The 23,664-nt window shown below is 45.8% G+C and carries 21 protein-coding genes; 3 read left to right on the top strand and 18 right to left on the bottom strand.

Features of this window, described 5'->3' with window-relative positions:
• Nucleotides 1-105: 105 nt before the first annotated feature.
• Entirely contained in the window at nt 106-1,644 is a 1,539-nt protein-coding gene (locus CTT30_RS03295) for an alanine/glycine:cation symporter family protein (protein WP_239867328.1), read from the top strand.
• 119 nt (nt 1,645-1,763) lie between these two features.
• Here CTT30_RS03295 and CTT30_RS03290 read toward each other — a convergent pair whose 3' ends face one another.
• The 4 genes from CTT30_RS03290 to guaB form a co-directional block, all read right to left on the bottom strand.
• Entirely contained in the window at nt 1,764-2,354 is a 591-nt protein-coding gene (locus CTT30_RS03290) for an acetate uptake transporter (protein WP_252036027.1), read from the bottom strand.
• 180 nt (nt 2,355-2,534) lie between these two features.
• A complete protein-coding gene (locus CTT30_RS03285; RefSeq protein WP_252036026.1) occupies nt 2,535-4,190 on the bottom strand; it encodes a chitinase in 1,656 nt (551 codons plus the stop codon).
• A 188-nt stretch (nt 4,191-4,378) separates the two neighbouring features.
• Complete coding sequence (gene guaA, locus CTT30_RS03280) at nt 4,379-5,932, bottom strand: glutamine-hydrolyzing GMP synthase (protein WP_038513204.1); 1,554 nt, start codon at nt 5,930-5,932, stop codon at nt 4,379-4,381.
• A gap of 126 nt (nt 5,933-6,058) precedes the next feature.
• Nucleotides 6,059-7,522, bottom strand: coding sequence for an IMP dehydrogenase (guaB, locus tag CTT30_RS03275; protein ID WP_252036025.1), 1,464 nt, complete (start codon nt 7,520-7,522; stop codon nt 6,059-6,061).
• Nucleotides 7,523-7,754: 232 nt separating this feature from the next.
• On the opposite strand from guaB, the gene xseA reads away from it, so the two are divergent.
• Nucleotides 7,755-9,086 carry an exodeoxyribonuclease VII large subunit gene (gene xseA, locus CTT30_RS03270; protein ID WP_252036024.1) on the top strand — a complete coding sequence of 444 codons (1,332 nt, stop codon included), beginning with the start codon at nt 7,755-7,757 and terminating at the stop codon, nt 9,084-9,086.
• Nucleotide 9,087: 1 nt separating this feature from the next.
• On the opposite strand, the gene CTT30_RS03265 is transcribed toward xseA, so the two are convergent.
• The 14 genes from CTT30_RS03265 to CTT30_RS03200 all read right to left on the bottom strand — a co-directional run bounded on the left by CTT30_RS03265 (nt 9,088) and on the right by CTT30_RS03200 (nt 21,983).
• A complete protein-coding gene (locus tag CTT30_RS03265; RefSeq protein WP_252036595.1) occupies nt 9,088-9,276 on the bottom strand; it encodes a zinc ribbon domain-containing protein in 189 nt (62 codons plus the stop codon).
• Nucleotides 9,189-9,452 (bottom strand): hypothetical protein, encoded by a 264-nt coding sequence (locus CTT30_RS03260; RefSeq protein ID WP_239868579.1) that lies wholly within the window; start codon nt 9,450-9,452, stop codon nt 9,189-9,191. The genes CTT30_RS03265 and CTT30_RS03260 overlap by 88 nt, the downstream gene beginning before the upstream one ends.
• 156 nt (nt 9,453-9,608) lie before the next feature.
• Nucleotides 9,609-10,475, bottom strand: a complete 867-nt coding sequence (locus CTT30_RS03255) for an alanyl-tRNA editing protein (protein ID WP_252036023.1) — start codon at nt 10,473-10,475, stop codon at nt 9,609-9,611.
• A 58-nt stretch (nt 10,476-10,533) separates the two neighbouring features.
• Nucleotides 10,534-12,018, bottom strand: a complete 1,485-nt coding sequence (gene der / locus CTT30_RS03250) for a ribosome biogenesis GTPase Der (protein WP_239837469.1) — start codon at nt 12,016-12,018, stop codon at nt 10,534-10,536.
• Between the two features lie 165 nt (nt 12,019-12,183).
• On the bottom strand, nt 12,184-13,344 hold the full coding sequence (gene bamB / locus CTT30_RS03245; RefSeq protein ID WP_252036022.1) for an outer membrane protein assembly factor BamB: 1,161 nt from the start codon (nt 13,342-13,344) through the stop codon (nt 12,184-12,186).
• Between the two features lie 11 nt (nt 13,345-13,355).
• Entirely contained in the window at nt 13,356-13,970 is a 615-nt protein-coding gene (locus tag CTT30_RS03240; protein ID WP_252036021.1) for a YfgM family protein, read from the bottom strand.
• A gap of 61 nt (nt 13,971-14,031) precedes the next feature.
• On the bottom strand, nt 14,032-15,300 hold the full coding sequence (gene hisS, locus CTT30_RS03235) for a histidine--tRNA ligase (protein WP_252036020.1): 1,269 nt from the start codon (nt 15,298-15,300) through the stop codon (nt 14,032-14,034).
• Nucleotides 15,301-15,347: 47 nt separating this feature from the next.
• The gene (gene ispG / locus CTT30_RS03230; protein ID WP_252036019.1) at nt 15,348-16,466 is read right to left on the bottom strand and encodes a flavodoxin-dependent (E)-4-hydroxy-3-methylbut-2-enyl-diphosphate synthase; all 1,119 of its coding nucleotides are present in this window, start codon (nt 16,464-16,466) and stop codon (nt 15,348-15,350) included.
• A gap of 8 nt (nt 16,467-16,474) precedes the next feature.
• Nucleotides 16,475-17,461, bottom strand: a complete 987-nt coding sequence (gene rodZ, locus CTT30_RS03225; RefSeq protein ID WP_252036018.1) for a cytoskeleton protein RodZ — start codon at nt 17,459-17,461, stop codon at nt 16,475-16,477.
• 322 nt (nt 17,462-17,783) lie between these two features.
• Entirely contained in the window at nt 17,784-18,908 is a 1,125-nt protein-coding gene (gene rlmN, locus CTT30_RS03220) for a dual-specificity RNA methyltransferase RlmN (RefSeq protein ID WP_239837463.1), read from the bottom strand.
• Between the two features lie 162 nt (nt 18,909-19,070).
• A complete protein-coding gene (gene csdE, locus CTT30_RS03215) occupies nt 19,071-19,499 on the bottom strand; it encodes a cysteine desulfurase sulfur acceptor subunit CsdE (RefSeq protein WP_239867304.1) in 429 nt (142 codons plus the stop codon).
• Between the two features lie 17 nt (nt 19,500-19,516).
• Complete coding sequence (tcdA, locus tag CTT30_RS03210; protein ID WP_239867299.1) at nt 19,517-20,326, bottom strand: tRNA cyclic N6-threonylcarbamoyladenosine(37) synthase TcdA; 810 nt, start codon at nt 20,324-20,326, stop codon at nt 19,517-19,519.
• 93 nt (nt 20,327-20,419) lie between these two features.
• On the bottom strand, nt 20,420-21,523 hold the full coding sequence (gene mltA, locus CTT30_RS03205) for a murein transglycosylase A (RefSeq protein ID WP_239867296.1): 1,104 nt from the start codon (nt 21,521-21,523) through the stop codon (nt 20,420-20,422).
• Nucleotides 21,524-21,602: 79 nt separating this feature from the next.
• Nucleotides 21,603-21,983, bottom strand: a complete 381-nt coding sequence (locus CTT30_RS03200; protein ID WP_239876413.1) for a DUF2850 domain-containing protein — start codon at nt 21,981-21,983, stop codon at nt 21,603-21,605.
• 244 nt (nt 21,984-22,227) lie between these two features.
• Between CTT30_RS03200 and argA the strand changes: the two genes are divergently transcribed.
• On the top strand, nt 22,228-23,565 hold the full coding sequence (gene argA / locus CTT30_RS03195) for an amino-acid N-acetyltransferase (protein WP_239837458.1): 1,338 nt from the start codon (nt 22,228-22,230) through the stop codon (nt 23,563-23,565).
• Nucleotides 23,566-23,664 lie beyond the last annotated feature (99 nt).

The following is a 23,664-nucleotide window of genomic DNA, read 5'->3' as shown; positions in this document are numbered from 1 at the left end:
ACGCAAATAAATTTTAAAGTACAAATCGGTTAACATCAGAGTTACAAAAAGGTTAATATTCTGTTCGCAAAACAACCACTATAAAACTAAACAGGGAAAATACTTATGCAGTCATTAGTTGATTTTCTGAATGGAATCATCTGGAGTCCGGCACTGATTTATTTGTGTCTTGGCGCTGGCTTGTTCTACTCAATCATGACGCGATTCGTGCAGATTCGTCACTTCGGTGAAATGTGGCGTCTGCTTCTTTCAGGTAAAAGCTCGTCCAAAGGCATCTCTTCTTTTCAGGCACTCGCCGTTTCACTTTCAGGACGTGTAGGTACAGGTAACATTGCTGGTGTTGCCGCTGCTATCGGCTTTGGTGGCCCGGGCGCGGTATTTTGGATGTGGGTGGTAGCATTCTTTGGTGCTGCGACAGCCTACGCGGAATCCACGCTTGCACAAATTTACAAAGAAGAAGACAACGGTGAGTTCCGTGGTGGTCCTGCTTACTACATTGAAAAAGCAATGGGTCAGACGTGGTACGCGTGGATCTTCGCTATTGCGACCATTTTTGCATGTGGTTTCCTACTGCCGGGTGTTCAGTCAAACAGTATTGGTAATGCAGTTGAAGCCGCATTTGGCTCAGGCGCTATGATCGAGACAGCGATCGGTACATTCAGCTTTGCGAAAATCTTCACAGGTACTGTTATCTCCGTCATTCTAGCCTTCATCATCTTCGGTGGTGTTAAGCGTATCGCGAACTTCACACAAATCGTGGTTCCTTTTATGGCGCTGGCTTACATCGTAACGGCCTTCATCATCATCCTTCTAAACATCGGTGAAGTACCACGCGTATTCTCAATGATCATTGGTGATGCGTTCACACCTATGGCAGGTGTTGGTGCGGCCATCGGCTGGGGTGTTAAACGTGGTGTTTACTCAAACGAAGCAGGTCAAGGTACAGGTCCTCACGCAGCTGCAGCAGCAAGTGTTGACCACCCAGCTCAGCAAGGTCTGGTACAGTCGTTTTCTATCTACATCGATACGCTGCTAGTATGTTCGGCTACAGCATTTATGATTATCATCACGGGTGCTTACAACGTCCACGGTGCAGAAGGCTTCTTAGTTCAGAATGTAGCAGCAGACATTGCAGCGAACGGCCCTGTCTTCACTCAGATGGCAATTGAAAGTGCATTACCGGGTATTGGTAAGCCGTTCATTGCGATTGCATTGTTCTTCTTTGCTTTCACAACCATCCTTGCTTACTACTACATCGCAGAAACAAATGTGGCCTATATCCGTCGTCACATCAAAGTTAACGGCTTGATGTTCGTACTAAAAGTGGCACTTATTGCGGTTGTGTTCTACGGTACAGTTAAGACTGCAAACCTTGCATGGGCGATGGGTGATGTGGGTGTTGGCCTGATGGCATGGCTCAACATAGTTGGTATTCTGATCATCTTCTTTATGGCGAAGCCAGCACTTAAGGCTCTACATGATTACGAAGAACAGCAGAAGCAAGGCGTCACAGAATACACATTCAACCCTGTTAAACTGGGCATAAAAGGCGCAGATTACTGGGAAGATAAATATCGTCGTAAGACAGGTAAAGAACCTACAGCAGAAGAAGAATCCAAGCCAGTTGAGCAACCTTCAACCTAATTTGGATATCTAAGATAAAAAGCAGTGGTAAAAAAGGGGTTAGCCTATGGCTAACCCCTTTCATCTTATGTTCCCAAATATATTTCTAACACGGCCATTAGCCATGCCAGCAATATTCTTTACGCCGCAACAGCTTCCGTTGCAACTGATGCTTTTTTCTCACCAATAGGCAGAATCGTGCGGCCATATTCGTTGTTCAGTACTTGAGCCATCGCGAAGTAGATTGCACTTGCGCCACAGAAGATGCCTTCAAAACCTGCAATTGTGCCAATCAGCTCATTCCCCGTGAAATCACGTGCGGCAAGTAGGAAAAACAAAATAGTTAGCGAGCCGAAAACCACTTGCTTCGCTGTTGGGTAGCAAAGAGATCCGATAAACATGAAACCCGTGAAGATGCCCCACAGAGCTAGGTACCAACCCATAAAGTGTGCAGGGCTTGCCGGTAAACCCATGTAAGGCATAACAATCAAGCCAACCAGTGTTAGCCAGAACAAGCCATAAGAAGTAAATGCGGTAGTACCAAACGTATCACCACGTTTAAAGCACATCATGCCGACAATCACTTGGCTCAGACCACCATAGAAAATACCCATTGCCAAAATCATTGAATCAATTGGGAAGAAGCCTGCGTTATGAATGTTTAGCAGGATGGTTGTCATACCGAAACCCATCAGACCAAGTGGAGCTGGGTTAGCCAGTTTTGTTGACATTTCGCACACCTTTCAAAAAAATTAATAAAATTTACGCGCGAAGTTTAATTCCGTTCAATAAAAAAGATAGATCTGGAATGTGCAATCTAAGATTACAAAAACCGTCCCATAACGCGAAAGCAAACCAAAAAGCTCCTGCTTATTGCAGGAGCTTAGTTAATGAGTCATGAATCTTTTACATTACTGGCAAGAGATTTCATCCCAGAACCAGTTTGACTGGGTTGGCGTATCCCAAACGCCCGGCCCATTCTTAGCAACAAAGCATTTACCTTCATGGGTGACTTTATCGCCGTTGGCAACTTGAGTTACACCAGCTTGCCACTGAATAAAGGTATCAGGTTCTGGCGTTGGGTCAGGATTCGGGGTTGGATCTGGCGTAGGCTCAGGTGTTGGTTCAGTTGGCGTGCCAGAAATGAGCTCCCACGGCCCACCAGCGTCTGGGGCATCACCCTGTGTCCACCATTTCGCTTTATACGTCACTCCTAGATAGGTAACTTCATCACCCGTGTTGTAGACCTTAGTAGCACTCCAAGCCTTTCCTGTGTCAGGATCAGGGTCAACCGGGTCTAACTGGTCAACAACACGCACTTCAGGCCAACTCGCGTGAGAGCCGTACAAATTAGTCACACATTTTTCGTAGTCACCTGGTACCAGCGCAGAGTAAGCGGTCTGGAATCCAACTAATTCACACTCAAAAGAATAACCACCCGGACGATCAGCATAGTACTTCCAGTTGCCATCCCAGTTGGTGTACAACACATCAGTTGCACCATTTAGGTTAAGGCTACCGTATGGAGTCTGTTGCCAGCAGGTATTCTTTTCATCGGCTTCGATTGGAATCTGGTAATGAGACGACAGTCCTTCCCAATATCTTATGCGGTTGACGGGTTGCCCTTTATTCTTATTCTGTTCTCCACACTCAATGCCCCCATTGATGATGTTAATCGTGGTGCCAAAGCCATAACCAATCCCCGCTTCAGTCTCACGTTGAGAAGGCGACCACGTTTTATCAATCACATGCAACATCGCGGGTTTCGGTGCTTGTGGTGTTAAGAAGAACCAAATGGCAGACGCTAAATTCAGCCAAGAGTCGGCAACTAAGCCTGGGTTGTTGAGCAAAACAGACGCATCACCATCAAACATTGCTTCGGAAAACGCACCGTAATTAAAGTGGTAAGAAAGCTGCTTAGCACCGCGTCCAAAATAGCCCTGCCCTGCCGCACACGGCCATTTTTTGTTTTGCCAATCATTCTGACCACAACCAGTGGTATAGCCCTCCTGACCTTCAGACCAACCCATTTCACGTACATGTACTAACGCCTGTTGCCACTCTTCAAGACCTAATGGATTATCCGACACATTATCTTTGGCAATATGCCCCCCAGTTTCCTGCGCGAAGTGGGCAAATGCCGTTACGATCGAGCGTTTACAGATCGCATCGGAATCTCGCCCATCCGTATACTCGGCACAAAAGGCGGGAAACTTACCAATCGCCCGTAGGAAACGTGTATAAGTGTACTCAGGCGCAGCCATATTGGTCAGAAAATCCCACTCTACCTGAGGAAACACACGCTCAGCGCGCTTAACGTTATCCGGATTAGTGACAAGGCTAGGCTCAATCGCTTCAACAACGCTATTTGGTGCGGTGGTAAGTGCCTGAGACCATATCTGGTACATAGGGTCAGAAGTTTGTGCTTGCTCTGCCGCCTGTATGTCAGCGCGGGCAACCACATAACCGTTAGGATTCTGCGGGTCAGGCTGAATATTAGTCATAGCCCAACTGGACGAAACAACCGCCAAAGATACAGCAGCGGCCAAATAGGTTATTTTTCTCATCACAATTTCCCTTGTTTTATAAAACTTAGGGAATGTTAGAAAAAGACAAATCAAGAATCACGGTGAATGAATGAACCTATTGTTAAGTTGCGAGCCACTTTGGAGTTACAACGCAATAAGGAGTAATTTCGACCAATAAAAAACCAGCCCGGAGGCTGGCTTTCAATTGGGGTACACCTAATGGGAAGTTATTCCCACTCGATGGTCGCTGGTGGCTTACCCGAAATGTCGTAAACCACACGCGAAATACCGTCAACTTCGTTGATAATACGGTTAGATACTTTACCAAGGAAATCGTATGGTAGGTGCGCCCAATGTGCCGTCATAAAGTCGATCGTTTCCACTGCGCGCAGAGAAACCACCCAATCGTATTTACGGCCATCCCCCATTACACCAACAGAGCGTACAGGTAGGAATACCGTGAAGGCTTGCGATACTTTGTTGTAAAGATCCGCTGCATGTAGCTCTTCAATGAAGATAGCATCTGCACGACGTAGCAAGTCACAGTACTCTTTCTTGATTTCGCCAAGAACACGAACCCCTAGACCAGGACCTGGGAATGGATGGCGGTAAAGCATGTTGTAAGGCAAACCTAGCTCTAGGCCAATCTTACGAACTTCATCTTTGAACAGCTCACGCAGTGGCTCAACAAGCCCCATCTCCATATCGTCTGGCAGACCGCCAACATTATGGTGAGATTTGATTACGTGTGCTTTACCTGTCTTAGATGCCGCTGACTCGATGACGTCTGGGTAGATAGTACCCTGAGCAAGCCACTTCGCATTTTTCAGCTTCTTAGATTCTTCATCGAATACGTCGACAAATACGTGACCGATAGTCTTACGCTTCTCTTCTGGATCCGACTTACCTTCAAGAGCTGCAAGGAAACGCTCTTCTGCGTCAACTTTGATGATGTTCAGACCGAATTGATCGCCAAACATATCCATAACTTGCTGACCTTCGTTAAGACGAAGCAGGCCGTTATCAACGAATACACAAGTTAGTTTGTCACCGATTGCACGGTGAACCAGCATCGCAACGACAGATGAATCCACACCGCCCGACAGGCCTAGGATGACTTCATCGTCACCTACCTGCTCTTTGATACGCGCAACGGCATCTTCAATGATCGATTCTGAAGTCCAAAGCCCTTCACAACCACATACGCCAAGAACAAAGTTCTCAAGCATTTGCTTGCCTTGCTTAGTGTGCGTTACTTCAGGGTGGAACTGAACACCGTAGTATTTCTTCTCTTCATTGGCCATTGCCGCATAAGGACAAGTGTCTGTCTCACCGACTTTTACGAAGTCCGCTGGAATTTCTACCACTTTGTCACCGTGGCTCATCCAAACATCTTGAGTTGCTTCAAGATCTTTAAACAGTGCCGATTCACCAGAAACTTTGACTTGTGCATAGCCGAATTCACGCTCTGTTGAACCGGCAACTTTACCACCTAGCTGTTCAGCCATCGTTTGCATGCCGTAACATACACCGAGTACTGGCACACCAGAGTCAAATACATATTGAGGCGCGCGTGGAGAGTTGTCTTCCGTTACGCTTTCTGGACCACCAGATAGGATGATACCGTCTGGATTGAATTCACGAATATCCGCTTCTTCAACGTCCCAGCTCCACAGTTCACAGTAAACACCGATTTCACGTACACGGCGTGCGACTAGCTGAGTGTACTGAGAACCGAAGTCCAAGATCAGAATACGTTGGTCATGAATATTTTTAGTCATTTTGAGCAGTCTTATAAGCTAGGTTATTAAAACGGAGGCGAGTGTACTCGCCTCTTATTAATGCTTCAAGGAAAAAAGCAAACGTTTACGTCAGGTGTATAGGTTTTCTTTTTACAACCGTAAAAATTAACCTAGACGGTAGTTTGGTGCTTCCTTGGTAATTTGAACGTCGTGTACATGAGACTCTTTCATGCCAGCGCCCGAAATACGTACAAATTCAGCTTTGGTGCGCATATCTTCAACGGTTGCACTGCCTGTAAGGCCCATGCTTGAACGTAGACCACCCATTTGTTGGTGAACGATCTCTTTTAAACGACCTTTGTACGCAATACGACCTTCGATACCTTCAGGTACAAGCTTGTCTGCTGCGTTGTCAGATTGGAAGTAACGATCAGATGAGCCTTGAGACATAGCGCCCAGAGAGCCCATACCACGGTAAGCTTTGTAAGAACGGCCGTTGTATAGAATGACTTCACCTGGTGCCTCTTCTGTACCCGCGAACATTGAGCCAACCATCACACATGATGCGCCAGCAACGATAGCTTTACAGATATCACCGGAGAAACGGATACCGCCATCGGCAATAACTGGAATGCCATATTCGTTCGCAACTTCAGCTGCATCTGCAATAGCAGTAACCTGAGGAACACCCACACCTGTTACGATACGAGTGGTACAGATAGAACCAGGGCCGATGCCCACTTTCACCGCACTGACACCTGCTTCGATCAGTGCTTTAGCACCAGCACCGGTTGCAACGTTACCGCCAATGATATCTAGATCTGGGTAAGCCGCACGAGTTTCTCGAATACGGTTTAGTACGCCTTCAGAATGACCATGAGAAGAGTCGATAAGTAGAACGTCAACACCCGCTTCAACCAAGGCTGCAACACGCTCTTCGTTAGCCGCGCCCGCACCAACTGCTGCACCAACACGTAGACGACCTTGCGCATCTTTACATGCGTTTGGTTTACGTTCTGCTTTATGGAAATCTTTTGCTGTAATCATACCGGTTAGTTGGAACTCATCGTTCACGACCAGTACTTTCTCAACACGTGCTTCATGCATTTTCTCTTGCACTTCTTCACGAGTAGCCCCTTCTTTTACTGCTGCTAGACGCTCTTTAGGCGTCATAACCACTTCTACTTTCTTAGAAAGGTCAGTTACGAAACGAACGTCACGGCCAGTGATGATACCCACCAGCTCATTGTTATCAGTTACGACAGGGAAACCTGCAAAACCATGCTTTTCTGTTAGAGCCACAACGTCTGCAATTGTTGCATCAGGGTTTACAGTAACCGGGTGTGAAACCACGCCAGCTTCGTAAATCTTAACCTGATGAACCATCTGAGCTTGTTGCTCAATAGACATATTCTTGTGGATAAAGCCAATGCCACCCTCTTGCGCTAGCGCGATAGCTAGACGAGCTTCAGTAACAGTGTCCATAGACGCTGAAATCATTGGGATGTTTAGAGTGATGTTCTTAGTCAACTGAGTGCGAAGATCAGCTGTGTTTGGGAGAACGGTGGAGTGAGCTGGCACGAGTAGTACATCATCGAATGTCAGCGCTTCTTTGGCAATTCTTAGCATTTGCAATATCTCACAATTAGAGGAGTAAAAAGACAACCCAATCTCATCGTTTCGCGTAATGAGGGTAACCAGTTTTAGGTTGTTGGCTACATTTGGATTAGATATTGCGGAGGGATTATACGGTTAACGCAATCGCTTGACCACAAGTTTTTTTAATTTTTTTCTTGCAATTACCCCCTTGCTATGTATTATATTGCCGCTAATTTCCATACTCACGCCTATGAGATTAGCTGTGTCATCTCTGACCAATCAAAACATCTTCACTGTTTCTCGTCTTAATTCTGAAGTTCGCCTATTACTAGAAAATGAAATGGGTATTGTGTGGTTGGTCGGTGAAATCTCAAACTTCTCTTCGCCAGTTTCAGGCCATTGGTATTTTACCCTCAAAGACTCCCGTGCCCAGGTCAAGTGCGCCATGTTTCGTGGTAACAATCGACGAGTCACATTCAAGCCACAGAGTGGTAATCAAGTCTTAGTCAAAGCTCGTTTATCCTTGTATGAACCGCGCGGCGATTATCAATTGATTGTTGAGAGTATGCAGCCAGAGGGTGATGGCAGGCTTCAGCAACAGTTTGATGAATTGAAGATGAAACTTGCCGGAGAAGGACTATTTGCCCAGAGCAATAAAAAGCCTTTACCTGAGCACCCTAAGTGTGTCGGTGTCATCACATCCAAAACAGGCGCAGCACTATTTGATATTCTAGATGTCCTTAAAAGACGTGATCCTTCATTACCTATCGTGGTTTACCCGACATTGGTGCAAGGAGAAGATGCGGCGATTCAGATCGCACAGGCGATAGGGTGTGCAAATAGCCGAAACGAATGTGACGTGTTGATTGTAGGTCGTGGTGGTGGCTCTTTAGAAGATCTTTGGTGCTTCAACAACGAAATTGTCGCACGTACAATCGCAGCCAGCCAAATACCTATTATCAGTGCTGTTGGTCATGAAATTGATGTGACTATCGCGGATTTTGTTGCGGACATGCGCGCACCAACTCCATCTGCCGCTGCCGAAATAGTCAGTCGAGATAATAGCCACAAAGCAGAGGCCATCAATTCACGTAAACACAAATTGCAAAGTGCGATTCGATACTACTTGACGCAGCAAAAGCAAACGACTGCAACGTTATTGCATAGACTGGAACGTCAGCACCCAACTCACCAGTTACAACGTCAAAGCCAACAGCTTGATGATTTGTCACTGCGCCTTCAACGATCAATGGAAAACTACCTATCCTCACGCAGACAAAATATAGAACGCCAACACTACAAACTACAGCTTCACTCTCCTGTCACAAAACTTCGCGAGCAAAAACTGGCGTTACAAAGGCTTGAACAAAAGCTTACGGATGCCTTGGACAGAAAGCTGTTAAAATCACGTCATCAGCTGGCGCTCGCGGCTGAAAAGCTCGATACCGTCAGTCCACTTGCCACATTAAAACGTGGATACTCTATTACTCAGGATACATCTGGAAAGGTTCTAACCAGCGCCACAGAAACAAGATCGGGCGACACCTTGGTCACCCGTGTATCTGACGGCGAAATACGCTCAACCGTTATCTAAGCTAACTCTGTTTGATAAATTCAATCCGTACTTTTGACTTGGATTTTAATTCATTGCAGGAATGGCAAAAATAGCTCGCTGCTCCACACGCTTGGATTTTCTCTAGTTGCTTATTACAATCTGGACAGTAACCAACTTTGGTGTAATTACTTGCACAATCACTACAGCGATAGTGACCTTGCCATTCCAGTTCTCGTTGACATATTGGGCACTGATCCATTTTGACTCTCGTAATCGTTTTATTTTCTCGACCAACAGCTTATATTTGTTGCTATCGAGAACACAATGATCCACATCACGCCCAATGGCAAGTTTCGCTCGGTATGATGGGCTAAAGATCTTAATAAGATCATCGGCTAAATCCATTTTGATCAGCGATCACCCCCTAAAAGAATATTTATATCACCACACACCGAAAGCATAAGTTACATGTGCTGTTTTTGAACTTTAAGCGACATAAAAAACCAAATTAAGTTAAAAACAACCAATAGATAAAAATTTAATAAAAAGATCCACTCTAGCTCATGCTGCTATTACATTGGTACGCATTTCGATATTTTGTGTATCAAGTTGAGTAAAACTCACCCTAATCGCTTTGTATTCATTAAGACTTTTAGCATGCGTGCCGCCACATGGAATTTCAGCTACGCTCCCTTCACCAAGATCACATTGCCAATAGCGTGAGTCTGTTAAAGACTCTCCGTAGCACTTTATACTGATTTTTGCCTCTAAGGATAACCATTGTTCTATTTGTTGGTTAACCAACACCTGTATCTGTACAAGGTCTTTTAACACATCTGCGCTGTTCAAACCTCGTTTGCGCAAAGTTTTCCCTAAGCGGTAGGTATCGACACACTGATCTTCACTCACATAACTGGTTTCCTGAGCATAGCTATTAAAGTCATAGTTACCGTGAGGGTCCTTGCGATCAGCATCTTTACGCCAATATCCATGCTCTACTAAGACCTTATTGAGCGCCAAAAATGCGATATGTCCTGCGCTATGTCCCCTGCTCAAGGCTTGCTGATAAGCTTTATCTACAACTAATGTGACTTCCTGACCGAGGCGAAGGTTTATTGCAGACTCTTCCAAACAATGCACTACGACAAATACCCAGCCCTGTGTGTCTCGCTTGACTGGAATGTCCTTATCCACGTAGAGCTCACCGCTGCTCAACTCAACCGCTCCCACTACACAATCTTTAACCTCGTACCTCTCTATCCTTCCCTTATCTGCTGGGTGATCAGGCCATATATGACTCACGGGATGAAACGGTGTCACCTCTGTGATGACATAGAGTGCATTTTCTCCCTGCTTAACAAGTTGAATAGAAGATGTAAGTTGCCAGATCTGATGGCAAAAACGTGTAATCGTCGGTGTCACTGACATTTTATGTATCCTATATAAAAAAAGCGCCCTTCTTAGAGGCGCTTTCATACAATCATTATTATTTTTTGCGATTTTTCATCATACTCATTAAGCGCTTACGTTTGCGCTCCTGAGAAAGGGTCATCTTGTTCGATTTACCTTCAAATGGGTTCTCACTACTCTGGAACTGAATACGAATCGGCGTCCCCATGATTTCCAATGACTTACGGTAATAGTTCATCAAGTAACGCTTGTAAGAGTCTGGTAGCTCATTAACTTGGTTGCCATGAATGACTACGATTGGCGGGTTGTAACCACCAGCGTGTGCATACTTAAGTTTCACACGACGACCACGAACCAAAGGCGGCTGGTGATCTTCAGTCGCCATCTTCATTATACGGGTCAGGACAGATGTACCCACTCGGGTTGTCGCCGATTTATAGGCTTCTTGTACTGATTCAAACAAATGACCAACACCTGTACCATGAAGTGCAGAAATAAAGTGGATACGAGCAAAGTCAACAAAGCCAAGACGACGGTCTAACTCTTTCTTCACGTGCTCTTTTACGTCCATATCCAGACCATCCCACTTATTGACCGCAATCACAATCGAACGGCCAGCGTTCAATGCAAAACCAAGCAAGCTTAAGTCTTGATCAGAGATATTTTCACGCGCATCAATCACAAGAAGTACAACATTCGCGTCTTCTACGGCTTTGAGCGTTTTAACAACCGAAAACTTCTCTACTGTTTCGTTGATACGCTTACGGCGACGAACACCTGCGGTATCAATCAGTACGTATTCACGGCCATCACGTTCCATTGGAATATAGATAGAATCACGCGTTGTGCCCGGCATGTCGTACACGACTACGCGCTCTTCACCAAGAATACGGTTTGTTAACGTCGATTTCCCCACATTTGGACGACCGATGATAGCCAGCTTGATAGGTTGATCCTGTAAGCGCTGGAATTCAGCTTCAGCTTCTTCTTCGGTGTAATCGAGCTTCTCTTCTTCATCGATGAAGTCGGTCAGATCTTCAATTTCACCCTGCGCTTCCTCGGCCATTTTCTCTGCAAAAGGATTGAGTGCACGATCAATCAGAGCACCAACACCACGGCCATGCGCTGCAGCGATTTGGTACATGTTTTCCACACCTAGCTGCCAGAAATCAGCCGATGCTGCATCTGCATCAATACCATCAACCTTGTTCACAACCAACATTGAAGGCTTTTCAATTTTGCGCAGGTGGTTAGAAATGGCAATATCAGCAGGAGTCAGGCCGGCACGGCCATCCACCATAAACAGAACTACGTCTGCTTCATCAATCGCGGCCAGTGACTGCTCTGCCATTTTGGTTTCAACGCCTTCTTCAGTACCGTCGATACCGCCAGTGTCAATCACAATAAATTCGTGTTCACCAAGCTTAGCTTGGCCATATTTACGGTCACGAGTTAAGCCAGGGAAGTCCGCGACTAATGCGTCACGCGTGCGAGTCAGTCGATTAAACAACGTTGATTTACCAACGTTTGGACGCCCTACCAGAGCAACAACAGGTACCATAATAACCTCTACAATATGCTTTCTTTATGTAGTTATAGGTAACAACTCAGTAGAGTTCACTAATGAGCGCTTTACCTATAACCACATTACCTATGAGTATCTAAAACAAACAAACGGCTCCCAACTGTTACCAGCTAGGAGCCGAATGTGAATTATATCACACGATCACTTGGTAATGGTCAGTTTCTTTACATCGCCATCACGAGTAACTGTGATGTAGCCCTCTGGGACAAGCACAGGTGACACAGCAAAACCACTGCTGCTGAGTTGCTGCTGAGCAACAAATTCGCCAGTATCACGATCTAACCAGTGAAGATAACCTTCACCGTCACCAACAACCACATAACCATCAATCAGAACGGGCGCTGTCAGCAAGCGGTGTTCAAGCTGTTCATTACTCCACAGCTCTGTGCCACTGCGTGCATCTACCGCAACCAGATAATCTTTATCTGTCACCATATACAAACGACCACCATCGCTGGCAAGATCGGTTGACGAAGAATACTTACGCTTCCAAACCGACTTTCCTGAACGCAAGTCTATTGCTGTTAACTGACCATTGTAGCCAACAATATATAGAGTACTACCTAGAACGAGTGGCGATGCATCAACATCAACCAAGCGATCAATTTCGGTTGCCCCTTGCGGTGTCGCAATCGGCTGTTGCCAGATCAACTGACCACGTTCTGCAATCGCAGCAGCCAAGCGGCCATTTGCCGTTCCCCAGAACACGCCACCCGATACGGTGACGGGTGCACTGTTACCTCGCAAAGTTAGGCTCGGTACTTCGGTACTAATGGTCCACTTACTATCGCCCGTCGCCTGATCCAGCGCAACCAACATACCTGTTGCAGTGTGGACAATAACCAGATTGCTTTCCGTTGCAGGCGCCGCTAACACTTCACCTTCCACATCAACGCGCCAGTTGACCTCACCAGTCTCTTCATTCAGGGCAATAACTTGACCGTTTTCACTACCAATAAAGATTTGGCTGTAACCTGCAGTGATACCGCCAGATAAACGGGCTGAAACATTTTTCTCAAGGTCTTGTTGCCATAATGTATGGCCATTTTCAGGATTAAGCGCCTTAACAACACCATCGCGGCTTGCCACAAAGATTTTGCCGTAAGCGTATTCAGGAGAAAGTTTAGAGAAGTAGTTGGATACCCCATCTCCAACACTGGTACTCCATTCGATAGCCGGCGTAAATTTACTTTCAACCTGAGGTACTGGTGCCATGATAATGGTGTCTTCTTCACTGGCACAGCCAGCTAAAACACCTAATATCGCAGCAGCAGTCAGTGCTTTTTTCAGCATTTTTTTCATGCATCGCACCCTTATTTAGCTAGATCGTCCAGCTTCATTTGTAGAGTCTGGCTCGCATCATCTGCTTGTTGCGCTTCATTATACGCAGCATACGCACCTTCAGTATCTCCCTTACGTAGGAGAATATCACCTTTAAGTTCAGCCACTCGGCCAACCCAACCTTCATCTGTGATCGTTGCTAGCTCAGACACGGCAGAATCAAACTCACCTTGTTCTGCTTTCAAGCGCGCTAGGCGGAAAGCAATCACAGAAGTCAGAGCAGGATCATCCGTCGCTGTTTTCGCCCACTCTAACTGTGCCAGTGCTTCATCTAAGTTGCCTGCTTCAACCTGAGCTTTAGCCAGTTGTAGCGCAGCTAGCACTGCGTATTGCGTCTCTTTGTTAGCATCGATGAAGCTCTGAAGAGCCGCTTCACCTTCGATACCTTTCGCTGCCAATTCCTGAACGGCTTTGGTATAGCTTTCAGATGCGGCTTCTTGAGCTGCTGTCACTGAATCTTGATAATAGCGCCAACCGAATAGACCGCCTAAACCGATAACCGCGCCAAAAATGACGGCCTTACCGTTTTCTTTCCACCAATCTTTGATCGCTTCTACTTGTTGTTCTTCAGTATCGTAGAGTTCCACTTCCTGTCCTCTTAAATCTAAAAAGTGGCGAATAGAATCGCCACTTCAAATTTGAATGCGTTTAAACCAACTCAGCTAGCTTAGCGGCAACATCCGCTTGGCTATAAGTTTCTTGAGTACCACCAACTAGGTCTTTCAGTACTACAGTGTTATCAGCTACCTCGTTCTCACCAAGAACCAGTGCCACTGCAGCTCCTACCTTATCAGCACGCTTGAATTGTTTCTTAAAGTTGCCACCACCAAAGTGGTTCATGACTCGAATCCCCGGAACCTGTTCACGTAATTGTTCAGCCAACTTCAGGCCCGCCATCATGGTACCTTCACCAGCTGTTACCATATAGACATCAACAGAACGACGAACATCCGTCAGCTCTAACGTTTCTAGCATAAGAACTAGACGCTCAAGCCCCATCGCAAAGCCCACAGCAGGTGTCGATTTGCCACCAAGTTGTTCAACCAGGCCATCGTAGCGACCACCACCACATACAGTGCCCTGAGCACCTAAGCTTTCGGTAATCCACTCGAACACAGTGCGATTGTAGTAATCTAGGCCGCGAACCAAACGCTCATTGACTGTGTATTCGATACCTGCGGCGTCAAGAAGTTCACAAAGACCAGCAAAATGTTCTTTGGACTCTTCGCCCAAGTAATCTGATAGACGTGGCGCATCACCTAGAATAGCCTGAACGTCTGGATTTTTAGAATCCAGTACACGCAGTGGATTGGTATGCATGCGGCGTTTACAGTCGTCATCCAATACATCAATATGCTGTTCAAGGAAAGTAATCAACGCGGTGCGATAGTTAGCACGATCTGCCTGTGAACCAATAGAATTCAACTCAAGGCGAACGTGTTTATCAATCCCCAACTCACGCCACAAACGTGCCGTCATCATGATCAGTTCAGCATCTACGTCTGGACCATTAAGCCCGAATACTTCCACACCACATTGGTGAAATTGACGGTAACGGCCTTTTTGCGGACGTTCGTGACGGAACATAGGGCCCATGTACCATAGACGCTGCTCAGAACGATCAATCAGGCTGTTCTCAATACATGAACGAACACAGCCAGCAGTGCCTTCTGGACGAAGAGTTAAACTGTCACCGTTACGATCTGCAAAGGTGTACATTTCCTTTTCAACCACATCAGTCACCTCACCGATAGCACGGCTAAACAGATGGGTCATCTCAACGATTGGCATGCGCACTTCGCTGTAACCGTATGCGCTGATTACATTCTTCACTGCGTTTTCAAGTTTCTGCCACAGTGGTGATTGAGTTGGAAGGCAGTCGTTCATGCCTCGAATTGCTTGGATTTTCTTTGCCACAGTTTTTTACCGTAAGAATGGTTACCGTAATCTAAATTACGTTGAGATTAATCGTTTACTTTTACGTCAATGCGGTTTTGCTTGTCCATCACTGAAGCTTTAGCACGAATTTTGGCTTCCAGCTGGCTAACCAGATCATTATTATCAAAGCGCTCTTTCTGGCGTTTGCCATCTTCATAGAAAGCGCTTTTCTTATTGCTGCCGGCAAGACCAAGATGAGAAACTTCCGCTTCACCTGGGCCATTGACAACACAGCCGATAATGGAGACATCCATTGGAGTGATAATATCTTCTAGACGTTCTTCAAGCGCATTCACTGTTCCAATCACATCAAACTCTTGACGCGAACAGCTTGGACAAGCGATGAAGTTGATACCACGAGAGCGAATACGTAGAGATTTAAGAATATCAAAACCGACTTTGATCTCTTCAACAGGGTTCGCAGCCAATGAAATACGCAGCGTGTCTCCTATACCTTCCGCCAATAGCATTCCCAGACCGACAGAAGACTTCACTGAGCCAGCACGTGCACCGCCTGCTTCTGTAATACCTAAATGAAGCGGCTGATCGATTTTTTTCGCTAGCAAGCGATAGGAGTCAACCGCCAGAAAGACATCTGATGCTTTAACGCTGACCTTAAATTGATCGAAGTTAAGACGATCAAGAATATCAACGTGGCGCATCGCAGATTCGACTAACGCTTCAGGTGTGGGTTCGCCGTACTTCATCTGGATATCTTTTTCCAGAGATCCGCCGTTCACCCCAATACGAATCGGGATGTTTTTATCACGAGCACAATCAACCACCGCACGAATGCGATCTTCTTTACCGATGTTGCCCGGATTGATACGTAAACAATCCACACCGTATTCCGCGACTTTTAACGCAATACGGTAATCAAAGTGAATATCAGCCACTAACGGGATATTTACCTGCTGTTTGATTTGTTTGAATGCTTCAGCCGCATCCATGGTTGGTACAGACACGCGAACGATGTCCGCACCGACATTTTCCAGTGATTTAATTTGTGCAACAGTCGCTTCGACGTCTGTTGTTCTGGTATTCGTCATCGACTGCACAGCAATCGGAGCGCCGTCACCAATGGGCACATCGCCCACGTAAATACGAGTCGATGGGCGACGTTTGATAGGAGATTCGTGTTGCATATTTAATTCTAAGGTAAGGTGAATCTTGCTACTTTGCCTGAAGTATACCCAGAAAGGTCAACAGGTTCACTTGATAATGTCATTGAAACGTTTTCAGGGGCTCCCAAAATCACTTTATAAGGTGTTTCGCCACTGACTTGCAAATCATGACCCGCTTTCTTAATGCCTGTAGCCAGCGTTTTCCCCGTCGCATCTTTTACTTGAATCCAGCAATCATCGCTGAATGACATCTCAAGCAAATTCTGATTGGTAGCGGGTTCTGGGGCAGACGCTTGCAATTTACTTTCTTCTGCCACCGATGGTTCCGGTTCTGCTTCTACAGCTAGAGTTTCTTCAGTCGGATCAGCTGTTTCCGCAGGAGTGCCAGCTTTCGGTGGTTCAATCACTTCAAGCTCATTGTCTTGAGTGGCAACCGAAGTCGTCACCTCTTCCAATGGCTGCTCAACCAATTGCTGATCTTCTGGCGACTCATTGATCAAACTCGGTTCAATAGCAGCAAAGTCGAGTTGGTTATTCTCCGCCAGTTCTTGCTCAATTTTCATTTCCTGCTCAGTTGCCGTCGTCAACTCAACAACGCTGTTTTCCTGGTTCTGCCACCACCACACAGAAGAAATACCCACAATAACGGCAAAAATACCCCAAGTTAGGGTCATAATGCGGCTATCGTGTTTTTCTTTATTGGTCTTCTGCGAGAAGCTCTGCATCTTGTGCTCTTCATGTTGCGCTTCTCCGCAATCATCAAGCGCACACAGCACGACAGATTCTTTAACCCCCACGACACGAGCATAAGAGCGCAAATACCCACGAGTGAAGGTGGCAACCTGCTCACTCTCAAATTGGTTAGATTCGATGTTTTCAATGATGGAACGACGAAGACGCAGCCTATCAGCCACTTGCTGCTGTGTCAGGCCTAGTTCTTCTCGTTTTTGCTTTAAAATCGTACCCGCTTCGATTTTGTTCTCTTCTTGTACCGCAGTTTGCTGTTCTGCACTCATTTTTATAACGTCTCTTTTCAAGGGGATTCCAGCCAATCGCACATTTATTATTTTTCGTTAGTGGTGCTGGTTTTGTTCAGAATCCAGAATTTTTGAGGACATCGCCTCACCAAATTGCTTAAAAGTGCTTCACTAAAATCGCAGAGGAATAACCTCTAAAGCACTAAAGTTTAATTCTAATAGATATCAGAGATGAAACAACATAGAAAAGGCGCATAAATTACAAGCAGCTCAAGGTTTTTCCTGATTTTGACATAATTTAGCAATACCAATTTACAAAAAAGCCAGAGTTCAACTCTGGCTTTTCCATCAAAACTCTCAATTAAACGGCTTTGACTTCAATTGTGTCGCCCTTCGCTGCACGGAGCATCGCTGTACGTTTAGTGCGATCGATAACATCTCCGACCAATTGACCACAAGCAGCATCGATATCATCACCACGCGTTTTACGCACTGTCACTGTATGCTCATATTGCATCAATGTTTTCTGGAACCGGTCAATACGTGAATTGCTTGGCTTCTTGTAAGGTGAACCTGGGTAAGGGTTAAATGGAATCAGGTTGATCTTACATGGTGTGTCTTTGAGTAACTCAGCCAACTCACGGGCATGGTCCATGTCGTCATTGACATGATCCAGCAGCACATACTCTACCGTCACTTTTCCGCGGTTGGCATTTGATGACGCGATGTAACGACGAACTGAAGCGAGGAAGTCTTCGATATCCCAGCGATCATTAATTGGCATAATCTCACTGCGTAGTTTGTCGTTTGGTGCGTGTAGAGAAATTGCCAGCGCGACATCGATCTGCCCGGTCATCTGGTCCAAGCCAGAAACGACCCCTGATGTTGATACGGTTACACGACGCTTTGAAAGACCAAAGCCAAGATCATCCAGCATTAATTCAAGCGCAGGGATCAGGTTTTTCATGTTCAGCAAAGGCTCCCCCATCCCCATCATCACAACATTAGTGATGGGGCGACGCCCTGTCTCTTTTTCCAAACCAATTTCGCGTGCAGCACGCCAAACCTGACCGATAATCTCAGAAACTTTCAAGTTGCGGTTAAAGCCTTGCTGAGCTGTTGAACAGAACTTACATTCCAATGCACAACCAACCTGAGAGGACACACATAACGTCGCGCGATCATCTTCTGGAATATACACCGTTTCGACATCCTGATCGCCAACCTTCATCGCCCACTTAATCGTGCCATCAGAGGAATGCTGAGCCTCAGCAACCACTGGCGCTTTGATTTCACAACGACGCATCAGTTTTTCACGTAGTTTCTTGTTAATGTTGGTCATTTTTTCGAAGTCATCGACACCGAAATGATAGATCCACTTCATTACTTGCTCAGCACGAAATGCTTTTTCACCCAGTTCTTCTGCAAAAAACTGGCGCATCCCTTTGCGATCAAAGTCGAGTAGATTGATTTTTTCAGTGGTCATGTGGCCTCACGAAACGACGTAACATTAATTAAGGGCGCGAATTGTACAGCCTTTATTCAGCGACAACAAGAGGTCTAACACCCTGTATTTTTTAAGGCATTAATATCTCAGTGATTAAATTTTATACAGATATAATCCCCCCGCCAAATCAGAGGAATGCAGTTATCGGGTGACTTGCTTTATTTGCTCAACAATGGCTTTTAGGCCGTTGCCTCTCGACGGGCTGAGGTGGGCAATAAGGCCCAACTTTTCAAAGTACTCATCTATATTAAATGTCTGAATTTCTGTATTGGTTTTGCCGTCATAAGCCGCCATGACCAGTGCAATAAGGCCACGAACAATACGTGCGTCAGAATCAGCACAAAAATGCCACACACCATCTGTATTTTCACTCACCAGCCAAACCTGGCTTTCACAACCTGAAACCGTGACTTGTTCAGACTTCAGCTCTTCAGGCATCATAGGAAGCTTCTTTCCCCACTGAATAACTTGGCGGTAACGATCTTCCCAACCTTTAAAGCCTTGCATAATCGTAACGATGTCTTCTGCTTGAATATCGGTGCCAAAAGGTGACGGTGGGAATGTGGACATAGGAATCTCCAAACGAACTATTTACGGTATTTCTGAATCAGCTTCTCGACAATGCGCGAAACCGCCACAAAGCCGAATGTTGCGGTCACGACAGTTGCCGCTCCAAATCCACTCGCACAGTCCATACGTTTTGGCCCTTCCGCTGTCGACTTCACACCACATACACTGCCATCTGGCTGAGGGTATTTCAGCTGTTCCGTTGAAAATACACACTCAATACCAAACTTACGCTGCGGATTCTTGGGGAAATTGTGATGCCGACGCAAAGTATCTTTGATTTTTTTCGCTAATGGGTCTTGGATGGTTTTGGTCAGGTCAGCAACTTGAATCTGGGTTGGATCGACTTGCCCGCCTGCACCGCCGGTAGTGATCACTTTAATCTTGTTGCTACGACAGTACGCCAGCAATGAAGCTTTCGCTTTCACGCTGTCGATCGCATCAAGCACGTAATCAAACTCTTTTGACAGATATTCATGCTGGTTGTCTGGCGTAATAAAGTCATCAATCAGATTAACTTTGCACTCTGGATTGATAAGCTTGACGCGTTCGGCCATCACTTCAATTTTACTCTGTCCCACCGTACCGTTCATTGCATGGATCTGACGGTTGATGTTAGTGACACACACGTCATCCATATCAATCAAGGTCAACTCACCGATACCTGTACGAGCTAATGCTTCGACTGCCCAAGAGCCCACGCCACCAATACCAATAACACAAACATGTGCCGCACGAAGGATTTCCACTTCGCTATTGCCGTAGAGACGTCGAGTGCCGCCAAAACGTTGGTTGTAGCTGTCTGAAGCCGGAGTATCAAGTTCGCGCATGGTGCTGTTCTTCCGCCGAGTAATGGTACAAAAATAAAGAGTGCGATTTATACGCACTCTTTATTAAAAAGTCTAGGTTGAGTTAAGCTCAAGCTATTTTAACTTCTCCGGCGGCAATGCCCAAGGTGCTTGAGTAGCGGAGTTTTCTAAACCCAATTTCCAAACTCGGCCAAAATGTTTGTAATGGCCAGCTTCTGTCCCTGCCCTTGGTCCCATTCCATGATAGAGATCGAGGTGATTCTGTTTCACCGCCCCGCCAGTATCAAGAACAATCAGTAAACGCAATTGATGCGCACCACTCCATGTACCGTCCGCATTAAGTAAAGGTACCTCAGCGAGAATAGGCGTTCCCATTGGGAAAATAGATCGGTCACCGGCAACAGAAGCCATTGGCAGCAGCGGGATCCCTGCTGTCCCAGTTACAGGCGCATCAGCTCTTGGCTCAAAAAAGACGAATGATGGGTTCTGTTCAAGTAGCTCGCGCACAGTTGCCTCATCATTAGCCAGCACCCACTCTTTGATAGCCTTTAAAGACATTTTTTCCCGCGGTACTTGATCACGTTCAATCAGTATTTTTCCGATACTGATATAAGCCTTGTTATTCTTGCCTCCATAAGCGAAATATTCCAGCGTGTCGTCATCTTCAAAATGGACAAACCCGCTACCCTGAACTTCCATCAAAAATGGGTCTATCATGTTCGCGGCATAGCCAAGTTCTAAGCCCTGACCTTCCAGCGCACCATCATAAATTTGTGCGCGTGTCGGGCAATCAATATCACATTCCGGTTTGCCATAAACCGGATACTTGTACGTTTCATTCGGTTCGTGACGTAATTCCATCACTGGCGAGAAATAACCAGTGAACAAGACGTTACCTTGCTTATCACCACCACCTAGCTGGGCCGTTTGAATGCCAAAGTCGCCTAACTGTGCTGGATCACCACTCTGTAACACCCATTCATTGAGCTTTTCATACAGTGGTTGATAAATGCGTGCCATTGAGGGCGACTTATTGATCACCTGCTGTGACTGTTTGGTGAACTCAGTAAAATCCCGCGGCTTATCTGATTCGACCACAGCTGTTTTATTCAGAATCGAATTAAATTCACCATCAAGATATTGTTGAGCACGATCGTGCGGTTGCGCGCAGCCAAACAAAATGCTAGCCGCCAAAATTGGAAGATATTTTTTGAACACAGGTTTTATTCCTTTCAAGCCCGAAACAAAGGATGACAAACTCAAAGGCTTAGCGCAATCGCATAGACGTTAACGGGTGTTATTTTTGAGCTTTTCTGACAATTGAATAGACAGGCTGGTAGCGAGGCTCGGAAATTAGCCTCATTTGACTGAAATCTTGATTGAGGATCAGATAACGACGCTCTATTTCGCCTACCCGAAACTCAACATAGGTACCGTTGAAACGAAAGCGGGTATCGACAACACCACCATCAATCACCACTCCGGTTTCATTCAATACAAAACGATCCGCTGAGTACGGTGCAACTCCCTGTTCAACCCATGTTCCATATACCATTGAATTGGGGTGCTGAATATCTTGATAGTGCTCATACAATGCCTTCGCCACAAATATCGAAGCAATCGCCAACGCAATAGCAAAGATGATCACCGCTCGCTCTAACAGTTTCTTTTTCGTCAACTTGATACGCCTAATTTGACTTCACGCCACAACAACTGACAAGTGTAATGATTGCATTAAGTGTTAACCTAATTACTTCACTTTGCTAGAAATACTTATTAAGCCAGACCAATCTATAAGCCCTTAAAATAATCCGATTGATTCATCTAATCGAAATTTAGTGCCTATAACCAAAAAAAACTTGCCGACAATGGAATAAAAAAGCAATATATTTACATATAAATTCACACAAATTGGATAAATAGTGAAGATTCGTAATACCGCTTTAGTCAAAGGATTCCGCCAATCCGCGCCCTATGTGAACGCTCACCGCGGTAAAACCATGGTGATCATGCTGGGGGGAGAAGCGGTAGCAGATGGTAATTTTGCTAATATTATTAGCGATCTGGCTCTACTTCACAGCCTGGGCGTAAAAATCGTGCTGGTTCATGGTGCTCGGCCACAAATCAATCGAATTCTTCAACAATGTCAACATGATACACCCTACCACAAAGGTATACGGGTGACCGATGAGGTCAGTCTCGACTTTGTGATGCAAGCAGCTGGACAACTCCAATTAGCCATTACCGCTCAACTTTCGATGAGTCTTGGTAATACACCAATGGCAGGGACTCAGCTTAATGTCGTCAGCGGCAACTTTGTCATCGCACAACCTTTAGGCATCGACGATGGGGTTGATTACTACCACAGTGGTCGCATTCGCCGAATTGATGTGGAGGGTATTAATCGCACACTCGATCAAGGCTCCATCGTTCTACTTGGCCCGATTGCCAGCTCAGTCACAGGCGAATCCTTTAATTTGTTATCAGAAGAAGTTGCCACTCAAGTCGCAATAAAGCTTCGTGCTGATAAGCTGATTGGTTTCTGTTCTGAGCAAGGGGTTATTGATCATAATGGCAATGCTGTTGCAGAGCTCTTTCCTAGAGAAGCGGAACAATTCCTGGAAAAGCTGGAACAAGACAGTGACACTAGTGGCGATAACGCCTCTGGCACACTCAGGTTTCTTCGCGCTGCTACGACCGCTTGTCGCGCTGGCGTACCACGCAGCCATTTAGTGAGTTATAAAGTGGATGGCGCCTTAATTCAGGAGTTGTTCTCCTTAGATGGCATCGGCACCCAAATCGTTAGAGCCAGTGCAGAGCAAGTTCGCCAGGCAAACATTGATGACATTGGGGGCATCTTAGATCTGATTCGCCCACTTGAAGAACAGGGAGTCTTAGTCAGACGCTCCCGAGAGCAACTAGAGCAGGAAATCCATCAGTTCACGATAATCGAGAAAGATGGTTTGATCATTGGCTGCGCTGCGCTTTATCCCTACACACAAGAAAAAATGGCAGAAATGGCATGCGTCGCGATTCACCCTGAATACCGTGATGGCAATCGTGGAGTTCTGCTGCTCAATCACATCAAACTGCAATCAAAATCCCAAGGAATTAAACATATTTTTGTTCTCACAACCCGAAGCTTGCATTGGTTCCGTGAACAGGGGTTTGGTGAAATGTCCGTCGACTTTCTTCCTTCGCAAAAACAAAACCTCTACAACTATCAGAGAAAATCGAAGATCTTAGCTATTGAACTGTAATGCATAGTAATAAGACAAGAAGTTAGTCAGTTTCTCAATCTCGTCTCACAGATGAAACACCTTTCTTTCCATTGTGATCCATTTTTCCACTTTATTTTG

Origin of the sequence: Vibrio coralliilyticus (genome assembly GCF_024449095.1) — a bacterium.
Classification (GTDB): Bacteria; Pseudomonadota; Gammaproteobacteria; order Enterobacterales; family Vibrionaceae; genus Vibrio; species Vibrio coralliilyticus_A.
Note: the sequence above shows the minus strand (reverse complement) of the source record. Positions and strands in the feature narration are given on the sequence as shown.